The sequence below is a fragment of the Sulfoacidibacillus thermotolerans genome (assembly GCF_003144315.1).
Classification (GTDB): Bacteria; Bacillota; Bacilli; order Alicyclobacillales; family SLC66; genus Sulfoacidibacillus; species Sulfoacidibacillus thermotolerans.
Window position 1 is genome coordinate 1 of sequence record NZ_MPDK01000011.1, and the last position, 16,598, is coordinate 16,598.

At 48.2% G+C, this 16,598-nt stretch carries 21 protein-coding genes; 2 read left to right on the plus strand and 19 right to left on the minus strand.

Translation table 11 applies throughout. From position 1 onward, the window contains the following. Positions 1-107 precede the first annotated feature (107 nt). From BM613_RS07805 to sigK, 10 genes are all read right to left on the minus strand, one after another. Positions 108-932 (minus strand): cyanophycinase, encoded by an 825-nt coding sequence (locus BM613_RS07805; RefSeq protein WP_109430619.1) that lies wholly within the window; start codon positions 930-932, stop codon positions 108-110. Between the two features lie 99 nt (positions 933-1,031). Further along, positions 1,032-1,214 carry a small, acid-soluble spore protein, alpha/beta type gene (locus BM613_RS07810; RefSeq protein ID WP_109430620.1) on the minus strand — a complete coding sequence of 61 codons (183 nt, stop codon included), beginning with the start codon at positions 1,212-1,214 and terminating at the stop codon, positions 1,032-1,034. A 147-nt stretch (positions 1,215-1,361) separates the two neighbouring features. Next, entirely contained in the window at positions 1,362-1,640 is a 279-nt protein-coding gene (gene veg, locus BM613_RS07815; protein ID WP_109430621.1) for a biofilm formation stimulator Veg, read from the minus strand. Positions 1,641-1,788: 148 nt separating this feature from the next. Further along, positions 1,789-2,652, minus strand: coding sequence for a sporulation peptidase YabG (gene yabG, locus BM613_RS07820; RefSeq protein WP_109430622.1), 864 nt, complete (start codon positions 2,650-2,652; stop codon positions 1,789-1,791). Between the two features lie 127 nt (positions 2,653-2,779). Beyond that, the gene (locus tag BM613_RS07825) at positions 2,780-3,250 is read right to left on the minus strand and encodes a ribonuclease H-like YkuK family protein (RefSeq protein ID WP_245926306.1); all 471 of its coding nucleotides are present in this window, start codon (positions 3,248-3,250) and stop codon (positions 2,780-2,782) included. Beyond that, a complete protein-coding gene (gene rsmA / locus BM613_RS07830; RefSeq protein ID WP_109430624.1) occupies positions 3,216-4,157 on the minus strand; it encodes a 16S rRNA (adenine(1518)-N(6)/adenine(1519)-N(6))-dimethyltransferase RsmA in 942 nt (313 codons plus the stop codon). The genes BM613_RS07825 and rsmA overlap by 35 nt, the downstream gene beginning before the upstream one ends. Continuing rightward, positions 4,154-4,705: a ribonuclease M5 gene (gene rnmV / locus BM613_RS07835; protein ID WP_109430625.1), complete on the minus strand. Its 552-nt coding sequence runs from the start codon at positions 4,703-4,705 to the stop codon at positions 4,154-4,156. The genes rsmA and rnmV overlap by 4 nt, the downstream gene beginning before the upstream one ends. Further along, positions 4,705-5,484, minus strand: a complete 780-nt coding sequence (locus BM613_RS07840) for a TatD family hydrolase (RefSeq protein WP_109430696.1) — start codon at positions 5,482-5,484, stop codon at positions 4,705-4,707. The genes rnmV and BM613_RS07840 overlap by 1 nt, the downstream gene beginning before the upstream one ends. A gap of 5 nt (positions 5,485-5,489) precedes the next feature. Beyond that, positions 5,490-7,493, minus strand: a complete 2,004-nt coding sequence (gene metG, locus BM613_RS07845; protein ID WP_109430626.1) for a methionine--tRNA ligase — start codon at positions 7,491-7,493, stop codon at positions 5,490-5,492. Positions 7,494-7,677: 184 nt separating this feature from the next. Continuing rightward, positions 7,678-8,415, minus strand: coding sequence for an RNA polymerase sporulation sigma factor SigK (sigK, locus tag BM613_RS07850; RefSeq protein ID WP_109430627.1), 738 nt, complete (start codon positions 8,413-8,415; stop codon positions 7,678-7,680). Positions 8,416-8,696: 281 nt separating this feature from the next. Between sigK and BM613_RS07855 the strand changes: the two genes are divergently transcribed. After that, positions 8,697-8,945 carry an AbrB/MazE/SpoVT family DNA-binding domain-containing protein gene (locus tag BM613_RS07855; RefSeq protein ID WP_109430628.1) on the plus strand — a complete coding sequence of 83 codons (249 nt, stop codon included), beginning with the start codon at positions 8,697-8,699 and terminating at the stop codon, positions 8,943-8,945. Positions 8,946-8,972: 27 nt separating this feature from the next. Here the strand turns inward: BM613_RS07855 and rsmI are convergent, their stop codons facing one another. The 8 genes from rsmI to BM613_RS07895 form a co-directional block, all read right to left on the minus strand. Then, positions 8,973-9,854: a 16S rRNA (cytidine(1402)-2'-O)-methyltransferase gene (gene rsmI, locus BM613_RS07860; RefSeq protein WP_109430629.1), complete on the minus strand. Its 882-nt coding sequence runs from the start codon at positions 9,852-9,854 to the stop codon at positions 8,973-8,975. A 39-nt stretch (positions 9,855-9,893) separates the two neighbouring features. Continuing rightward, complete coding sequence (locus BM613_RS07865; protein ID WP_342767161.1) at positions 9,894-10,208, minus strand: initiation-control protein YabA; 315 nt, start codon at positions 10,206-10,208, stop codon at positions 9,894-9,896. 29 nt (positions 10,209-10,237) lie between these two features. Next, positions 10,238-11,185: a hypothetical protein gene (locus tag BM613_RS07870; protein ID WP_109430630.1), complete on the minus strand. Its 948-nt coding sequence runs from the start codon at positions 11,183-11,185 to the stop codon at positions 10,238-10,240. Between the two features lie 18 nt (positions 11,186-11,203). After that, entirely contained in the window at positions 11,204-11,650 is a 447-nt protein-coding gene (locus BM613_RS07875) for a YaaR family protein (RefSeq protein ID WP_109430631.1), read from the minus strand. 21 nt (positions 11,651-11,671) lie between these two features. After that, a complete protein-coding gene (locus BM613_RS07880) occupies positions 11,672-12,001 on the minus strand; it encodes a cyclic-di-AMP receptor (RefSeq protein WP_109430632.1) in 330 nt (109 codons plus the stop codon). Beyond that, a complete protein-coding gene (gene tmk, locus BM613_RS07885) occupies positions 11,992-12,654 on the minus strand; it encodes a dTMP kinase (protein WP_109430633.1) in 663 nt (220 codons plus the stop codon). Before tmk ends, BM613_RS07880 begins: the two co-directional genes overlap by 10 nt. Continuing rightward, on the minus strand, positions 12,651-14,126 hold the full coding sequence (locus BM613_RS07890) for an aminotransferase class I/II-fold pyridoxal phosphate-dependent enzyme (protein WP_109430634.1): 1,476 nt from the start codon (positions 14,124-14,126) through the stop codon (positions 12,651-12,653). The genes tmk and BM613_RS07890 overlap by 4 nt, the downstream gene beginning before the upstream one ends. Before the next feature lie 72 nt (positions 14,127-14,198). Next, positions 14,199-14,417, minus strand: a complete 219-nt coding sequence (locus tag BM613_RS07895) for a sigma factor G inhibitor Gin (RefSeq protein WP_109430635.1) — start codon at positions 14,415-14,417, stop codon at positions 14,199-14,201. A 185-nt stretch (positions 14,418-14,602) separates the two neighbouring features. On the opposite strand from BM613_RS07895, the gene BM613_RS07900 reads away from it, so the two are divergent. After that, positions 14,603-16,240: a putative polysaccharide biosynthesis protein gene (locus tag BM613_RS07900; RefSeq protein ID WP_109430636.1), complete on the plus strand. Its 1,638-nt coding sequence runs from the start codon at positions 14,603-14,605 to the stop codon at positions 16,238-16,240. Positions 16,241-16,317: 77 nt separating this feature from the next. Here BM613_RS07900 and BM613_RS07905 read toward each other — a convergent pair whose 3' ends face one another. Beyond that, entirely contained in the window at positions 16,318-16,587 is a 270-nt protein-coding gene (locus BM613_RS07905; RefSeq protein ID WP_109430637.1) for a pro-sigmaK processing inhibitor BofA family protein, read from the minus strand. Between the last annotated feature and the right edge of the window lie 11 nt (positions 16,588-16,598).

Consider the following 16,598-nt stretch of genomic DNA (forward strand, 5'->3'; position numbering starts at 1 on the left):
TTTATTATTGTCCCTACCCGTGTACTCCTCCAAACCAAGCCGCATCATTAAGACCGGTTGTTAAATGTATACGTTCGGGCCATGGATCGCCCGCAGGTGGACGACTTTCACTCATTTCCACTCCTCGTAAGGCGTTCTAAATTCGGTTTGCGCTCGCGCAATGAAAATTTGTACCCGGCCGGTAAAATATGCAATTTCACGCCGCACAGCGCCAATGCGTCATTGTTTCGCAACTCTCCTAAATTTGAGAACGTAAGCGCTCCTGCATCGACTACCGAAACGGCACCTCGGCCGATCACCTCAAACTGAGTCCCACGTACAATCACTGCAGTATCTTCGTCGATACCCAGTCCAAGGTGGTGCGGATACTGTGCCACTGCAGACAATAGTCGACCGAGACGACCACGCTGTGCAAAATGCTGATCAATCACAACGCCGTCGATAAACTCCATCCCAGGAGCCATTTGCACAATGCCGATGCGCGGATTGGTGTCTCCTGCTCCCTCGACAATCATCGTGCTGCTCATCATCGAAGCTCCCGCACTTGTGCCCGCTAATACAACTCCTTTCTCATGAGCCGTATGCAAAGCGGAGTCCACTTTTGTCCCGCCAAGTAATGTTGTAATTCGAATCTGTTCACCGCCTGTAAAAAATACTCCAGTCGCTTTTTCAATCGCACGACATGCACTATCACGATCTGCAGCTTCTCTGGAGGATACATCAAACGTCCGAACATCCTCGACGCCAATTTTTTCAAAGACGTCGATATAGTCTGCACCTACTTCAAGCGGCAATTCTGTGGCCACAGTCATCACGACGATACGTGCGTGCGTGCCGCCGGCTAAGCGAATAAACTCGCGCAAAATCGTCATGTCTCCACGTTTGTCCTCAGCGCCCCCAATAATCACTAGAGCGCCACTGTGCTCGCCCATTCTTCGCCTCCAATCGCCACATACAATACTTTTTCAGCTATTCATATAGAGAGACGGCTGAGAGAACCAGCCGTCTTGGTCGCCCATCTCCAGGTTCAACTACCGGTTTTCGCGAGCTGCGAGCGACTGTTCTGCAATTTCAATAGCCCGCTTGACCATGTTGCCAGCATCCCGAGTGGTAATGCCGCCCCAACCCTCTTTTTGAAGAGTGGGATAGAAGCCGAGATCTTTCGCGAGTTCATACTTGAATTGCTCGGACATCACGCCACGCCTGCGCCCCATGTAGTTTGACCCCCTTTGAATCCTGCGTCCAAAATTAGCTTTCCCGCCATGTACTTCCGTATGCGATCTTTTCAAAAATAAAAGAACTGCCCCAACGAGAAAACTCGTTAAGGCAGCTCGGAAATTCTTGGTGTATAAAATTATACGTTACTCTTCAAATTCTGAAATTGAGACTGGCGCATCGCCACGATACACGGTTAACTCTACTGTTTCCGTCAAGATGTCAGCGTAGCTATACGATACGCGCTTAAATGAATTCTCTGCTTGATCCAATTTTACAACAAATACAGATGGGTATGTTTCTTCTAAGATGCCCGTACGTTCAACTGTCTTGCGACGACCACCATTTGCCCGCAGCAGAATCTTTTCTCCTACCAGGCCTTCCAAATTGCGCTTAATATCGTTCAAAGCGTTCTTTGCAGCCACACACTCCACCTCTTTCCACAGCAAAAGTATACCACAGTCACTTTTACTGTGTCAAATGGCGGGCAAATATTATATCAGTCGTCGTTTTTCTTTGTCAATCATATAAGGCTAGATTTTTTAGAATACCCAGTGATGAATGTTTCTATCCTCAATATCGAGAGCGCGGCAATCCAATGCGGTACTTGCCACGCGATTCGATCCCTCCTAACCCCTCTGTTCCTGTAATTGTCGATTTAACAACCTGAAAGATATCGATCGTCTCATTGATCGGCGTATACGCAATTTGTTCAGCAAGAAAGACCGGGTCTAGAGCATGGATCAAAATTCGCTCTGGTGAACTTGCAAAATTAGCGCCAGCCTCAAGGAGAGCCTCATAATGAGATTGACAAGCTCCAGCAAAAATAATTAATTCATCCAAGCTGCGCTCGAATTTGCGCGCCGCTCGTACCGCTCGAATAAAGTGATCTGAGTTGCGATAATTATCTAGCCGCAAGGCATCAGCACCCTTCGCACTCCTCAAGACGCTGTCATGCCCTGTAATAATAAGAATATCCGGATCATGTTCAGTCAATAGTTGTACCATCACATCTGCCATGCGAGCTTCTGGAATGTTTTTCCCGACCGCGCGAATCCCCAAACGGCGATAAACTTCTAAACATTTTTCCAAATACGCACCATCGCCGTCCAAATGTAATACGCGGCCGGGCAATTCAAAAAAATCTGGACCTTGCTTTCTTTTCTCTGAGCGATATCCTAATTTGTCTTTCTCAACTTGCCTGCGCAATTGTACAAGACGCAATGTTTCGTGTTCTAGTTTCGCCTGTGCAACTTGATAGGATTTCCAGTCGGATTCTGTAAGAGCTGCGAGATCTTCGAAGGGAGCGTCCGCAATCAAGCGCAGATCAAGCCCCTTTAAAATGGCCATCCCAGCATTTATGTCAAGCCCGACGATCATGAAACAAATGTCTCTGCCATATGAAGGACGTACAACCAAATCCCCCACTTTCCACACGCATAACCGCCTCCCGCATCAGACCCTCTTTAGACGGTATCTTATGTGTGATCGTGGAGAACGGTGCATCCATAGCCTAGAGTCTCTGTGGGCAAAGACGGCTTCGCATTCCCACATAGGAAGATGACTAGGATTTACTGTATCGATCAGCCACCTTTGAAGCACCAAAAGACTCGGGTTTAATCTTTGGCAAATATCCACTTTGCGTTACCCATCCAATTAAATCCTTAATCAACGCCTTTGTTTCACCATCTTCCCCGACATCTAAATGTACTTCGATTGGCAGTGCCACGCGATGGGGACCGAGTGCTTTTTCTAATTCATGCACAATCTCAAGTGCCATCGAAGCTTCCATAAAGATTCTTTGACGAAGGGGAATTGGTCGCTTATAGGGGCGCTTTAAAATATAAAAACGCGCGCCTTTTCCTACCCTGTGAACAACGATAGCCGTTACAAACAAGGTAGATTGGCGCGCAAGATGCGGTTGTGAATCTGACCCGACAATGAGTCGATAGCGATCTTCAGACTGCTCTGCGATGTAAGCGCTAATGTCTGCAGCTACATCATCCATTGTCATATTGCCCTTTGTTGGACTCATAAACCTCATGAGTTGTCACCTTCCTATCGGATGAAGAGACAAACTGTTTGAAGTGATCCGCAAGCGCTGCAAATTCTTCTAAGGTTAGTGTTTCTCCGCGACGAACCCCTTCAATACCTGAAGCAGCCAGCCATTCGCGAATCATGATCTTGGGTAGCCCAAACTCCATCGCCAGTGTATTTTCTAGCGTCTTCCTGCGCTTAGCAAATGCGCCCCGGACAACGCGAAAAAACACGTCGCGATTACAGGAGAACTCGTGTTCAACGCGCTCTAACGCAACGACAGCCGAGTCAACGTCTGGCTTTGGCACAAAACAAGTGCCTGGCACGAACGCTACAATCTGTGCTTGTGAATAGTATTGCACAGCTACACTTAAAGCACCATAGTCTTTTCCACCTGGTTTTGCAACCATGCGCTCCGCCACTTCTTTTTGTACCATCACAACGATGCGAGAGAAGGGCAACGCTCCCTCAAGGAGCCGCATCAATAAAGGTGTCGTAATATAATACGGCAAATTTGCTGCAAAACGAATCGTTGTGTCTTTTGGCATGTCCGCCAAGAGTCCTGCAAAATCAAATTGCAGGGCATCCGCAAAACGTATGTCAACCTCTGTATAATCACCGAGTGTTTCCTGTAACAAAGGTTTTAATGTCTGATCCTTCTCAATTGCAATGACACGATCGAATCCCCCTTCAATAAGGGCTTGCGTAAGCGTCCCGATCCCAGGTCCCACCTCAACAGCTACTTTCTGGCCCACCGCAGGCGCCCCTGCGATCGCTGCAGAAACAATCTGCGAAAGCACGTGCCCATCGATCAAAAAATTTTGCCCGAGCCCTTTTTTCATCGTAAAGCCATATCTTTTGAGGAGATCTGCTACAACACGAGGCTGATACAGCCGTGGTTTCAATGCCCTTCCTCCTCATCCAATGCGAAAAGTGCCTCCTCTAGCTCTGCTCGCGTTACCCCAAGTGCATTGATCCGCTGATAGAATGTTTTTGCATTCGCATACCCAATATGCAAGCGAGCACCAAGTTTTTCCCTGCGCTGTGCAGCTTTTTTGGTACCTACCAAACCGAAACTTTGCATTTCACTCCATGACATCACTACTTCAGGATGCCAAAAAACTGCGCGAACTTTTTGCAAAGCTGCTCGAATGGCCTCTGGAGATGCATTTTCCACCCCCACATCCCCCTTTTTCAGCGCTTCATCACGTGCAATATACGCGTGTTTCGCCTCAGGGAAACGCTGTGCAAGCGCTTTTCGAATTTGATTCCCAGTATAATCGGGATCTGTCAATACGATGATTCCACGGGCTTGTGCCGCCCGTTCGATCCGATCAAAAACATCTTTCTGAATATGTGATCCACCTGTAACGAGCACATCAGCAACGACAGCTTGCAAAATGCGATCGCGATCATGCGTTCCCTCTACAACGATGACCTCTTTTACTTGCATCACTGCACATCCCCAGCAATGGAAAAGATCCGATGAGCATTCGCGTAGGTTACACGAGCAATCTCTTCGACCGGGAGTTGCCGCAACTGCGCCAACTTATCCGCAACAAACCGTACGTGAGCAGGCTCATTTTGCTTCCCACGATAAGGTTCAGGCGTCAAATAAGGTGCATCCGTCTCAATTAACAAGCGATCCAAGGGTACTTGTGCAGCAACCTCTCGCGGTCGCTTCGCATTTTTAAACGTGATTGGACCCGCAAACGACAAGTAGAAATTCAATTGCAGACACTCTGCAGCCATCTCGCTACTCCCAGAAAAACTATGCATGATGCCGCCAATTTCTTTTGCATTTTCATCTCGCAAAATGCGAACGACGTCTCCATGTGCATCTCGATCATGAATCACAATCGGTTTTCTCACCTGTTTTGCAATCGCAATCTGACGGCGAAAAACGTCTGCTTGAACTTCCCGTGCGGGTTCTTCATAGTGATAATCGAGTCCAATTTCCCCAATTCCTACTACTTTTTCATCCCGCACCCATACTTCTAAATCCGCAAAGTCACTCTCGCCAACAGCCGCTGCATCTTGTGGATGAAATCCCACTACGGCAAAGACTGCCTCGTGTTGTGCAGCCAACTCCATCGCCCGCAGCGACGATTCACGGTCATATCCAGGCACTACAAAACGTGTGACCCCAACTTCTTGCGCACGGACAATCAACTCCCCGGCACGCAAAAAAAGATCCGGATCATTTAGATGGGTATGTGTATCAAATAGCATCAAGGTCACTTGACTTTTGCCCCCAGTGGAATATCCCCAGACACTGTAGCGAGAACCAATTGCTCACCTACAGAAGCCGCCAATATCATGCCATTTGATTCAACGCCTCGCAACTTGACCGGCTTTAGATTTGAGACGAGGATCACCTTTTGTCCCACGAGTTGCTCAGGTGCATAATATTTTGCAATGCCAGAGACAACCTGTCTTTTCTCTGTTCCTAAATCCAATTGCAATTTCAGCAATTTATCTGCTTTTGGAATCGCTTCTGCGTGTATCACCTGCGCAACACGCAGATCGACTTTGGTGAAATCCTCAATTTGAATCAGTTGCGCGACGCCAGTCATTTCCGCATCAGCTTTCTCCGCTGCTGGAATTTCAGTTGTAGAACTGCCTTGCACTTGTTCGCTCACAATTGACGCCCCCTGTTTTTGATCCATCATCTGATCTAATGCCTCTACCTCAGCTCTTACATCAAGGCGCGGAAAAATCGGGTCACCTTTTCTGCTCTGGATTCCACTTGGTAAAAGCCCAAACTGCTTTGCGCTCGCCCAAGTAGTGAACTCGCCAGGCTCAATCCCTATCTGTTCCCACATCTTGTGCGGCGTTTTAGGCATGAATGGTTGCAACAACACACTGATGACGCGTAGTGCCTCAAAAACGGTATAGAGTACCGTTCCCAGCCGATTGACATCTTGTTGTTTCGCAAGTGCCCATGGTGCCGTTTCATCAATATAGCGATTGCCGCGGCGAACGAGATTCCACACCGCAGAGAGTGCACCAGCAAAATCGTAGCGATCAAGTGCCTCTTCCACCTGCTTGGCTGATTGCACGGCGAGTGCAGCAACTTCCTCTTCAAGCGCCGTGATCGTTCCTGCAGCCGGGATGACTCCTTCGCAAAACTGTCCCAACATCGAGAGCGAGCGATGTAAAAGATTACCGAGATCGTTTGCAAGGTCGAAGTTTAATCGCTCCATTAGCGCTTCTGGGGTAAATACGCCATCTTGTCCAAAAGGAATTTCGCGCAATAAAAAGTACCGTAATGCATCAGACCCATAGCGGTCGATCAATAAATTGGGATCAATCACGTTGCCTTTGGTCTTCGACATTTTCCCATCTTTCATCAATAGCCAACCGTGTGCGACAATTTGTTTTGGCAGCGGCAAATCAAGAGCCATTAAGAAAATCGGCCAATAGATCGCGTGAAAACGGACGATTTCTTTCGCCATGAGATGAACATTGGCCGGCCAAAAATGCTCAAAACGCTCCCGCAAAATGGGATCCTGAGACAGATAGCCTAACGCCGTGATGTAGTTTGTCAGTGCGTCAAGCCAAACGTAAACTACATGTTCCGGATTTTCTCGAACGGGAATACCCCAACTGAAACTCGTGCGGGATACGCAAAGATCTTCGAGTCCAGGGCGCAAAAAATTATTCAACATCTCATGTTTACGTGATTCCGGAACAATGAATTCAGGATGCTCTTCATAATACGCAATGAGTCGGTCTGCATACTTACTCATTTTAAAAAAGTAACTTGGTTCACGCACCAGTTCAACTGTACCCCCGCAATCCGGACAATGTCCCTCATGGAGTTGTCGCTCTGTCCAGAATGACTCGCAAGGAGTACAATACCATCCCTCATAATCAGCTAAATAAATATCGCCTTGTGAAACCAAACGGGTGAAAATCTCTTGTACCACTGTCTTGTGCCGTGGTTCCGTCGTGCGAATAAAGTCATCATAGGAAATATCAAGTCGCTCCCATAAGCGCTGAATCCAGCTGACAATGCCATCGATGTACGATTGCGGGTCTTTTCCCGCAGCCTCTGCCTTGCGTTGTAATTTTTGCCCATGCTCGTCTGTCCCGGTAAGGTAGAACACGTCGTACCCTTGCAACCGTTTATAGCGAGCCAACGTATCCGCAACCGTCGTCGAATACGCATGACCAATATGCAATTTATCATTCGGATAATAAATTGGGGTCGTAATGTAAAATGTGCGTTCGCTCACTCGAGGAATCCTCCGTTTTCATGAAGCATCACACGGTCTAAAGTTTGCGCAAAATGCTTCAATGACCAAATAGATCTTGCCGCCCATGGTATCAATAAACCAGAGCTACTGTCAATTTATTAGCCACCTAAAAATCCCCTGCACACTCGTGTGCAGGGGGAGATCAGTGAGCAAGATTCTGTTCTTAACGCGGTGAACGCTGATTGCGAAACGACGAGGACACGCGTTTGGGACGTGGATGTAAAGCATGCTGCAACTTCGTTAACGCTCTCGCCTCGATGCGCGATACATAAGAGCGTGAAATCCCCATGAGTTCAGCAATCTGATTTTGCGTCCACTCCATTCCATCGATTAACCCATAACGCAAACAGACCACTTTACGCTCTCGTTCATCTAATATAGGTAAAAACGAACGCAATCGTTCTTCTTCCAAACGCTCTCCAACAAATCGCTCCAATTCATCTGAATCAGACCCTAGCACATCACGTAAAGTCAGATCATTCCCCTCTTTATCTGTGCCGATCGATTCATCCATTGAAATATCACGACTCGACTTCTTCCTAGAACGCAAATGCATAAGCATCTCATTTTCAATGCAGCGCGCCGCGTAGGTGGCAAATTTCGTGCCTGCATCTTGACGAAAACTCTTGACCGCCTTAATCAGCCCAATCGTACCAAGCGAAATCATATCGTCCTCATCAACGCCAGAATCCCGAAATTTTTTTGCAATGTAAGCGACAAGTCGCAAATTATGTTCAATGAGACGGTTGTAAGCAGCTTCATCGCCCTGTTGGATCTGAAGCAGACATTCCTTTTCTTCCTGTTCATTCAGTGGTTGCGGGAAAGCCTGGTTTTTTACATAGGAAACGAGTGACACCGTTTCCTTGACACATAGGGTGATGAGTGAAATTAGAGCTGGCACTCCACGTCCCTCCTGCTATCTTGGCGGCATCAAACCATCGTATGTCAGGGGAACTGGAAGCGTTACATCAATAGGCCCATGTTTGACGCAAAAAAGTAAAAAAAACTATTGCATCTCTATGGTCTAAGTGGTAGACTTTCACTAGTAAATAAGTGGGTAAACCTTAATAAAATCCGCTAGTTTGTGAAACTTGCGGAAGATTGCATTTTACCTGTGAATACAGGTTATGCAAGGAGATAGAAAAAATAAAAAGTAACCAATCATGGGGAGGAACACTCACAATGATGAAGTCCACAGGCATTGTCCGTAAGGTTGACGAATTAGGGCGTGTTGTCATTCCGATTGAACTGCGCCGCACCTTAGGAATTGGAGAAAAAGATGCTCTAGAAATTTACGTCGACGGCGATCGCATCGTTCTGAAAAAATACGAGCCTGCCTGCATTTTCTGTGGTCAAGCGGACGAAATTATCCACTTCAAAGGGAAAAATATCTGCCCGAATTGCATTGCTGAAATGGCACAACAAAAATAAGCGATTCGATACTCAATAGATCTATCTTTATGATTTATTTTCTAATAGTGCACGGTAAACGTCCCGCCGCGAAATGCTGCGGGCTTTTGCCACTTCTCGCATGGCTTCTTTTTGCGTTAATCCTTCAGCCATCCATTGTGCGACATGTTCAGCGATAGACAATTGCTCCCCTAAAACCGATTGATGATTCTGCGTTACATGAGGATCCCATTGGGGGTCCGCCCCTACGAGAACCACCATCTCTCCACGCTTCATCTCTTCGGGCAACAACTGCTGATGTTCCGCAAGGCGTCCTCGTACATAGCACTCATGGTGCTTTGTCAATTCTTTCGCGATGACGACCGGACAATTTCCCAATCCTTCATATAAATCTGCCAACATCTTATCAATGCGATGAGGAGCTTCGTAAAAAATGAGCGTTTCCGATCGCCCACGCAATTGCTCGATGATAGCTCGCCGCTCTTTCGCAACACGAGGCAGAAAGCCGTGAAAAGAAAAGTTTTTCGTATCTAGTCCGGATCCTACTAGAGCGGTCATCGCCGCATTGGGCCCAGGCAGAACGACATAGGGTAATTGTTCTGCCACCAACAGTGCAATTAAATCAAATCCGGGATCAGAGATCGCTGGCATTCCTGCATCAGAGACTAGAGCGCCCGAGTAACCCGCTTGAAGAAGGCGAATCACACTCTCCCCTGCAGTGCGCACATTATGTTCATGATATGAAAAAAACTGCTTCGGTCGAATCGCAAAATGTGTCAATAGTTTTCTTGTGTGACGAGTATCTTCTGCAGCAATAAAATCAACTTCTTGGAGGACGCGTAAAGCACGCAAAGTAATATCCTCGAGATTTCCTATAGGTGTAGGCACTACATATAAAGTTCCGACTGACATCGCATGGGAATCACTCATGAGCGGCCATCCTTCGATTGAGGCACATGGCAATCTTCTCTATACACGCTGCAGACTTTGTAAACAAAACAGACATTCTCCTTTGCGCAAGCTCCCATAATTAACATTGCAGATATGAAACCCATCTTCGTACAGCTGTCCAAGATAACGGGCCGCTTCACCCTGTATTGGGGTTTTTTCTTCCGCATAGAGACGTGCACGTTCACGTAACTTCACATTTTCAAGCGCTAATTGCCCATTTTCCTCTATCAAATCGCTAATCAGCAGCTTCAATTCTCCAAGTTCCTGATAAAATTCCCCGATTCGATCTTGTAGTTGCTCGATCTGCCGCAACATGGCCTGTTTGTCGATCATGAGATTTCACCCCTCAGCTACTGCAAGCGTCACGCTGACTCCCTTTGAAACTGAAGAAATACGGCTTCTAAAGCTGTTGCGACTTGAACGTGACTTGATAAGCGTCTGCGTAACGCGCCAAGCTCTACGGCGATACGAGCATAGTGGTCGATTTGTTCGCCCTTTGCTACATGCTGTAATTGCCGTATTTGTGCGCGAAAATGAGAGACGGGTTGCGAACAACTCACTGCGATGAGATCTCGGAAATACGCAATCAACAAATCTACAATCGCGTAACCTTGCTCTGCTTTAAAATTCATCTTTGCAAATCGATCAGCAACAGCATGCCAACCGTGTGGCTCTTGTGTTGCTAAAGACTGTCCCAATTCTAGCACTAGCGACAGGGCATCAGCAAACTGCGCTTGAACCTTCGCAAAATCCCCATCTTCTTCCTCTTTGTTTGGCCATAACGCGAACAAGCCGTCATCGTCTGTCTCTTGCAGGTTTAGTGAATTTTTATCAATGCGCAAAAGTGCACAACGCGAACGCAATGTGGGCAAGAGTGCTGCCAGTGAGACTGTTAAAAACAAAAATAAACGATTTTCACCTGGTTCCTCTACCCATTTGAGAATGGCATTCGTCGCTTCGACCGTTAACTTTTGAGCATCCTCTACGACAATCATGCGCAAGGTGACACCGCTAGCCTTTCTCGTATCCGCAGACCATGCCGAACGCATTTGAGCAATTTTGAGAGAGGCCCCATCTGGCGCAATCCAAGTCATTCCGAGGTGATTGCCCGATGCAATACGCAAACATTCATCACACGTCTGGCAAGCATCTCCTGAAGGAGAAACTCGTGAACAGTAGAGACCTTGTACGATTTGGTGTGCCGTTTGGCGCAAAACGGTGAGAGATTCACCTAGTAAAATATAGGCATGTCCAAGGCGATGCAGATCGTGCAGACGTCTCATTTTGTTTGCTATTTCCGTCGCGTCCATCTCATAAGAACCTCATTTCTACAAGCGAAGACTGACCAACAAGCCCTTGATTTCCCCGACAATCCGCAATACATCAATCGGTTCTTGTTGCTGCTGCAACACCGAATGCATCAGGTCGAGTAAGTGACGATCAATTTGCTCGACTTGCATAAAAATTTTCTGTCGACCTAATCGCCCTTTCGTCACTGCTTGGTGAACGGTTAACCCGTTTTGAACTGCACGTTGCACAAACTCCATCACTGCATCACGATAAGCTTGTGCAGTTTCGACCGAAGGATGCCGCACTAGTTTCTCTCCTCGTTTCGTCACAGCATCCATCAATCTCCCCCACTCTTGCTCTTCTAAAACCTGCTGCGTGGCGACTAATTGGCTCTGAAAAGCGGACGATTCTTTCGCTGCGCCCACATTTGCCACTGGGGGATGTCCAGAATCTAAGAGATTAGAACGCTCCATCTTTACCTTCAAATATAACGCCCCCGCACGTGATCAATACTGTTCAAAGCGATCCACTTGTACAATAAACACCGTGGCTCCGCCAACTTGGACAGACACCGGATACGAGACAAAGGATTCAACTTGATTGCCAAGCGGCGTAAGTGGTGTCACGAGTTGCTCACGCGCGCGGCAACTTTGTCGAATGTGTGAGAGTGCTTCCTCAACGCGAGAGTCTTCTACGCCAATCATGAATGTCGTATTGCCCGAACGCAAGAATCCCCCTGTCGAAGCTAACTTCGTCGCGCGAATCCCGGCTTTAACCAGTCGTTCTGAGAGACGAGCCACGTCTTTATCTTGAACCACCGCAAAGATCAATTGCATGGAGAACCCTCCCCCCCATTTATCAATTGAGAGACGATGCGCCAAATCTCCTGTTCAACAGTTTCTGGTGACCCTGTAGCATCTAGCCAAAGCATTCGCTGCTGGTCTTGTTCATATAACTGGTTTAATCCGCTGCGCACCGCGCGGAAAAAGTCAGCATTACGCTGCTCCATACGATCCTTCTTCCCCATTCCACTGCGTGCATTCAAGCGTTGTTCAGCTACTTCCACTGGAACATCTAGAATGAAGGTTACATGCGGAAGAATCCCTTGCAAGGCAGGTTGATTTAACGCCCACACCAATTCTGGTGTCACCTCGTCCGCCGCACTGCCATACCCCTGGTAGACAACACTCGCATCGACAAACCGATCACAGATCACAATCTTCCCAGCTGCAAGCGCGGGCGCAATCACGCGCTGCACATGTTCTGCACGCGCGGCTGCATATAAATACGCCTCTGTGAGCGAGGTCATCACAGATTCGGGATCTAGTAAAAGCGCGCGAATCGCGTCTCCGATCGGAGTGCCGCCTGGCTCGCGCGTGCAAATATATTCATGCGAAGTTTCCCGGAGACGCGCGCAAAGCCGCTCAACTTGCGTCGTTTTCCCAGAACCATCAATGCCCTCAAAGGTGATAAAAACACCCCGATTCAAGATACAGCCTCGCCTCCTTGTTCTTCCGCAGCCTCTAGATAATATCGAATCCTCGGCGGATTTTGCTCTAACAGGCCATCGATTCTCTGCTGAGCCGCGTGATGTTGCAAAAGCACTTGTGCAGTCTCGGCAGTCAGCGTCTCACCCGGAAGCACATAAGGAATTCCTGGCGGATACGGCACAATAGCATCAGCGACCACATGCCCAATCGCATCTTGTAACGCCCCCTCTACTTCATGAAGGACGCGCTGCCCAAGGTTATGCAACACAAGAGGGTGCGTCACCACCTGCTGTGTGTGTGTGGTGAGATCTACGGGAGAAGTGACAGATGAGATCCCCTCTCCGATCGCGAGTAATGCCTCCACCACCATCTCCATATCGCGATGTGTCGATGCGTAAGTCCAGACAAACAACACGTGACGTTCTGTTGCTAGTTCCACATATACTCCAAAACGTTCTCGCAAAAGGCGTTCGACTTCAAATCCCGTACGCTGCAATCGGCCCGCATCCAATACCCATTTGAAAGGGTCTGCAAAACCGACAGGAGCAACTTCAACAATCAATCCAGGCCTCTTCTCTATGACGCGCATTTTTGCACTTCGTAAAGCCGCTAACGTGTTCGATAACATTTGTTTCCCCTGAGTGGCCATTTGCTGGCGCGCACTATCTATAGATGCGAGCAACAAATAAGAAGGAGAACTGGACTGAAGGGTGCGCAACCATTTCTTTAGTCTGGACCGATCGACCCGTTCACCACAAACGTGCAGAAGTCCGGATTGTGTAAATGCCCCCAACATTTTATGAGCGCTGTGGATCACGAGGTCTGCGCCTACTTGTACAGCTGAGGTTGGCAGATCTGCATGAAAAGAAAAATGCGCACCATGCGCTTCATCCACAATGACAAGCACGTCATTTTGGTGAGCCAATTTAACGATCGCTGCCAAATCCGAAGCCGCGCCATAATACGTTGGACTCGTGACAATTAGCGTCTTGCAAGATGGAAAATGGGACAAAGCTTGTTCCACAGTCGCAAGCGATAGGGCTCCTGCAACTCCTCCTTGCACCTCCGGAAAAACAGGAACGATCTGTGCGCCTGCAAGCTCTAATGCAGACCATATTGACTGATGGGCATTACGCGCTACAATCGCAAGATCTCCAGGTCCAACAGCTGTTAAGATCGCAGCAAGATTCCCTACTGTGCTGCCCCCTACCAAAAAATAAGTCTCTTGTGCCCCCCAAGCTGCGGCAGCTAGCTGTTGCGCTGCTAAAATCGGGCCTGTAGGATGATGAAGATCATCCGCACCGGGTAACTCTGTAATATCAAGACGTCCTACATGTCCTACGTAGGCAGCCAATTCTTCAGAAAGGCCTTGTCCCGCTTTATGTCCTGGCACATGTAGCGAGACTCGTTCACGCGCTTGGTGCGCGCGGACTGCTTCAACAATCGGCATTGCCTTTTGATCGATTCTCATAACTCACCTTAGGAATACAATTTCGTGACGCGATGACAGAATCCTTCTGCTTCACTCTATTGTATGCAACATTTATGATAAGGTCGACCCATTGGCTTCTTCTTTGTCTAAGTTTAAAACATCGATCCACAAACCGCGCAGACGACCGACAAAATAGTCATAGAGATCGTCCTCTACATTGGTGCGGCAGATATCTTGCTCACACTCCAAGCAAATAAATTGTGTCAAAATATGAATTCCTTCTGTACATTCGCGTTCACAAATCATGCATACCGAACGGTTTGTCTCCATCTCAACCACTATCCCCTAGTTATTCAATCCTAGCAATCAGTATACCTCTCTTTGATTGCTGTTATACGAGAGCATATAGATCCGACTTCTGTGCACCTACCGTATGCATTTCGACGTGAAAAGGTTCCTCATGTGCTATACTACGTGCAGTGTGCGCAAGGACTTGGCAAGGGAGGAGCAAAGTCTTGTCTTCGGAATCACAAGGGCGATTTGGACGTGGGGCGTCTTCAATGGTAAGCGCAGTATTCATCTCAAAAGTACTCGGACTGCTTTTTATCATCCCCCTGCAAAATATGATCGGCGGTTACGCCTATGGACTCTATTATCTAGCTTATCCACTTTATACTGTGATGCTGACGTTATCTACAGCCGGATTTCCACTTGCTCTCTCCAAATCCATCAGCGACTTGTCGGCACGCGGTCGACATCGCGAGGCAACCGCAACCTTTCGCATTGTTGGACGAGCGATGCTTGTATTTGGCCTTGTTTCTTTTTTCCTCATGTGGTTTATGGGGCCCCTCTACCTGCGATTGGCAGTCCCCCAACAGCAACATGCACTTTTGCATGACGCACTGCCTGCCGTTCGCGCACTAGCGCTTGCCTTACTCCTGCTTCCTCTGATGAGTGCCATGCGAGGATATTTACAAGGATATTTAAACCTTCAACCTTCTGGTACTTCTCAAGTTGTTGAACAGATCGTTCGTGTGATTTTCATTTTGGCCGGCGCCTTTCTCGCAATTCAACTCGGTTATGGACCGCGCGTAACTGCCGCAGTAGCCACATTGGGTGCGGTCGTTGGTGCGATCCCGGCATTTATCGTCTTGCGTCACGCGGTGATCAAAACGCGCCGGGCTCATTTGCAAAAATCACGCGTTGCGCAGATGCCCCGCCTGCCTGCACGCTCGATTTTATGGCGTCTCTTCCTCTACTCGCTACCTATTGCCATGGGAAGCTTAGTTCTTCCACTGTCCCAGCAAGTCGACGCTTGGACTGTGCCGCGCGAACTCGTCGCAAGTGGCCTTAGCGTCGTTGCAGCTACAGTGCAATATGGCATTTACAGTGGCGAAGCGCTAAAACTCATTCAGCTCCCACTTGCGTTTGCTAACGCGATCGGGGCTTCTGTCATGCCCGCAATCACTGAAGCCATGGCACGCAAAGATCGCAAATTGGGTGAAGATCGCCTCTTGCTTACGCTTCGCATGACAGCTTTTATCACGCTTCCAGGCGCACTGATTCTCAGCGTTCTCGCGTTACCGATCAATCTGGCCCTGTTTAAAAGTACAGCCGGCACAGACGCGATTGCGCTTGCCGGCGTGATGAGCATTTATAGTGCGATTGAACTCGTATCTACCTATATTTTACAAGGATACGATCGCTTTTATACACCTGTTTGGCATATGGGAGTAGGGCTCCTCATAAAGCTAGGATTAAACCTCACCTTGATTCCACTCTTTGGCATCGATGGCGCGGCAATCGCCGGGATCGTCGGATATTTCGTTTCTTCCTGGCTAAATATGGCAGCCATTCGCCGTGCCACAGGTCTTCGTGTGTACTTTTTACGCTTAACTTGGCGCACTTTCGTCGCCTCTGGGGCCGTTGGACTTCTCTCTTATGGCATTTTGCGCCTCTATGAATTCATGACCACGTGGCTTCCAGCTTTTCACGCCTCTCGGATGTTGGCGCTAGGCGCTGTCCTTGTGAGCTTAGTCCTTGGCGTTCCAGTTTATATCGCCACCGCATTAATGTTGCGCGCCGTTGATCAGGAGGAATTGCTCCGCATGCCGATGATCGGCCCTTTACTTATAAAATTGGCGCGGGCGTAAGCAGGATTTTTCAACTGCCTGCGCTTAAAAAGGCCAGATTGCTCGGCAGCGGTGGCACTTCCTCACTCGTGGCATTCTTAGAGAAGCCAGTGTTGGACAATCGCAAGTGCCGCGACACCGGGCACCCCTAATACACTCGCGACGCCAGCTGTTTGCAGATTGAGTGGAACGTGAATGCCCATTCCCTTCCCTACATAATCAATCGCCGCGAGAGCAAGCAAGCCCACGCTCAAGTTACGCAAAAGAACGCCAAAAAAAGACAGCGGATCACGCAAAATTTGAGCAGCCACAATGAGCACCACTAAAATGCCAAGTGCCATCCAAAGTGCAGTCTGATCGCTAAACATCGTACGCCTCC

Coding starts and splice junctions, on each gene's coding strand:
- BM613_RS07805 (WP_109430619.1), bottom strand. CDS start 932: ATGGGCGAGCACAGTGGCGCTCTAGTGATTATTGGGGGCGCTGAGGAC.
- BM613_RS07810 (WP_109430620.1), bottom strand. CDS start 1,214: ATGGGGCGCAGGCGTGGCGTGATGTCCGAGCAATTCAAGTATGAACTC.
- BM613_RS07825 (WP_245926306.1), bottom strand. CDS start 3,250: ATGAGTCCAACAAAGGGCAATATGACAATGGATGATGTAGCTGCAGAC.
- rnmV (WP_109430625.1), bottom strand. CDS start 4,705: ATGCAAGTAAAAGAGGTCATCGTTGTAGAGGGAACGCATGATCGCGAT.
- BM613_RS07840 (WP_109430696.1), bottom strand. CDS start 5,484: ATGCTATTTGATACACATACCCATCTAAATGATCCGGATCTTTTTTTG.
- BM613_RS07855 (WP_109430628.1), top strand. CDS start 8,697: ATGATGAAGTCCACAGGCATTGTCCGTAAGGTTGACGAATTAGGGCGT.
- rsmI (WP_109430629.1), bottom strand. CDS start 9,854: ATGAGTGATTCCCATGCGATGTCAGTCGGAACTTTATATGTAGTGCCT.
- BM613_RS07865 (WP_342767161.1), bottom strand. CDS start 10,208: ATGATCGACAAACAGGCCATGTTGCGGCAGATCGAGCAACTACAAGAT.
- BM613_RS07870 (WP_109430630.1), bottom strand. CDS start 11,185: ATGGACGCGACGGAAATAGCAAACAAAATGAGACGTCTGCACGATCTG.
- BM613_RS07880 (WP_109430632.1), bottom strand. CDS start 12,001: ATGCAATTGATCTTTGCGGTGGTTCAAGATAAAGACGTGGCTCGTCTC.
- BM613_RS07890 (WP_109430634.1), bottom strand. CDS start 14,126: ATGAGAATCGATCAAAAGGCAATGCCGATTGTTGAAGCAGTCCGCGCG.
- BM613_RS07895 (WP_109430635.1), bottom strand. CDS start 14,417: ATGGAGACAAACCGTTCGGTATGCATGATTTGTGAACGCGAATGTACA.
- BM613_RS07905 (WP_109430637.1), bottom strand. CDS start 16,587: ATGTTTAGCGATCAGACTGCACTTTGGATGGCACTTGGCATTTTAGTG.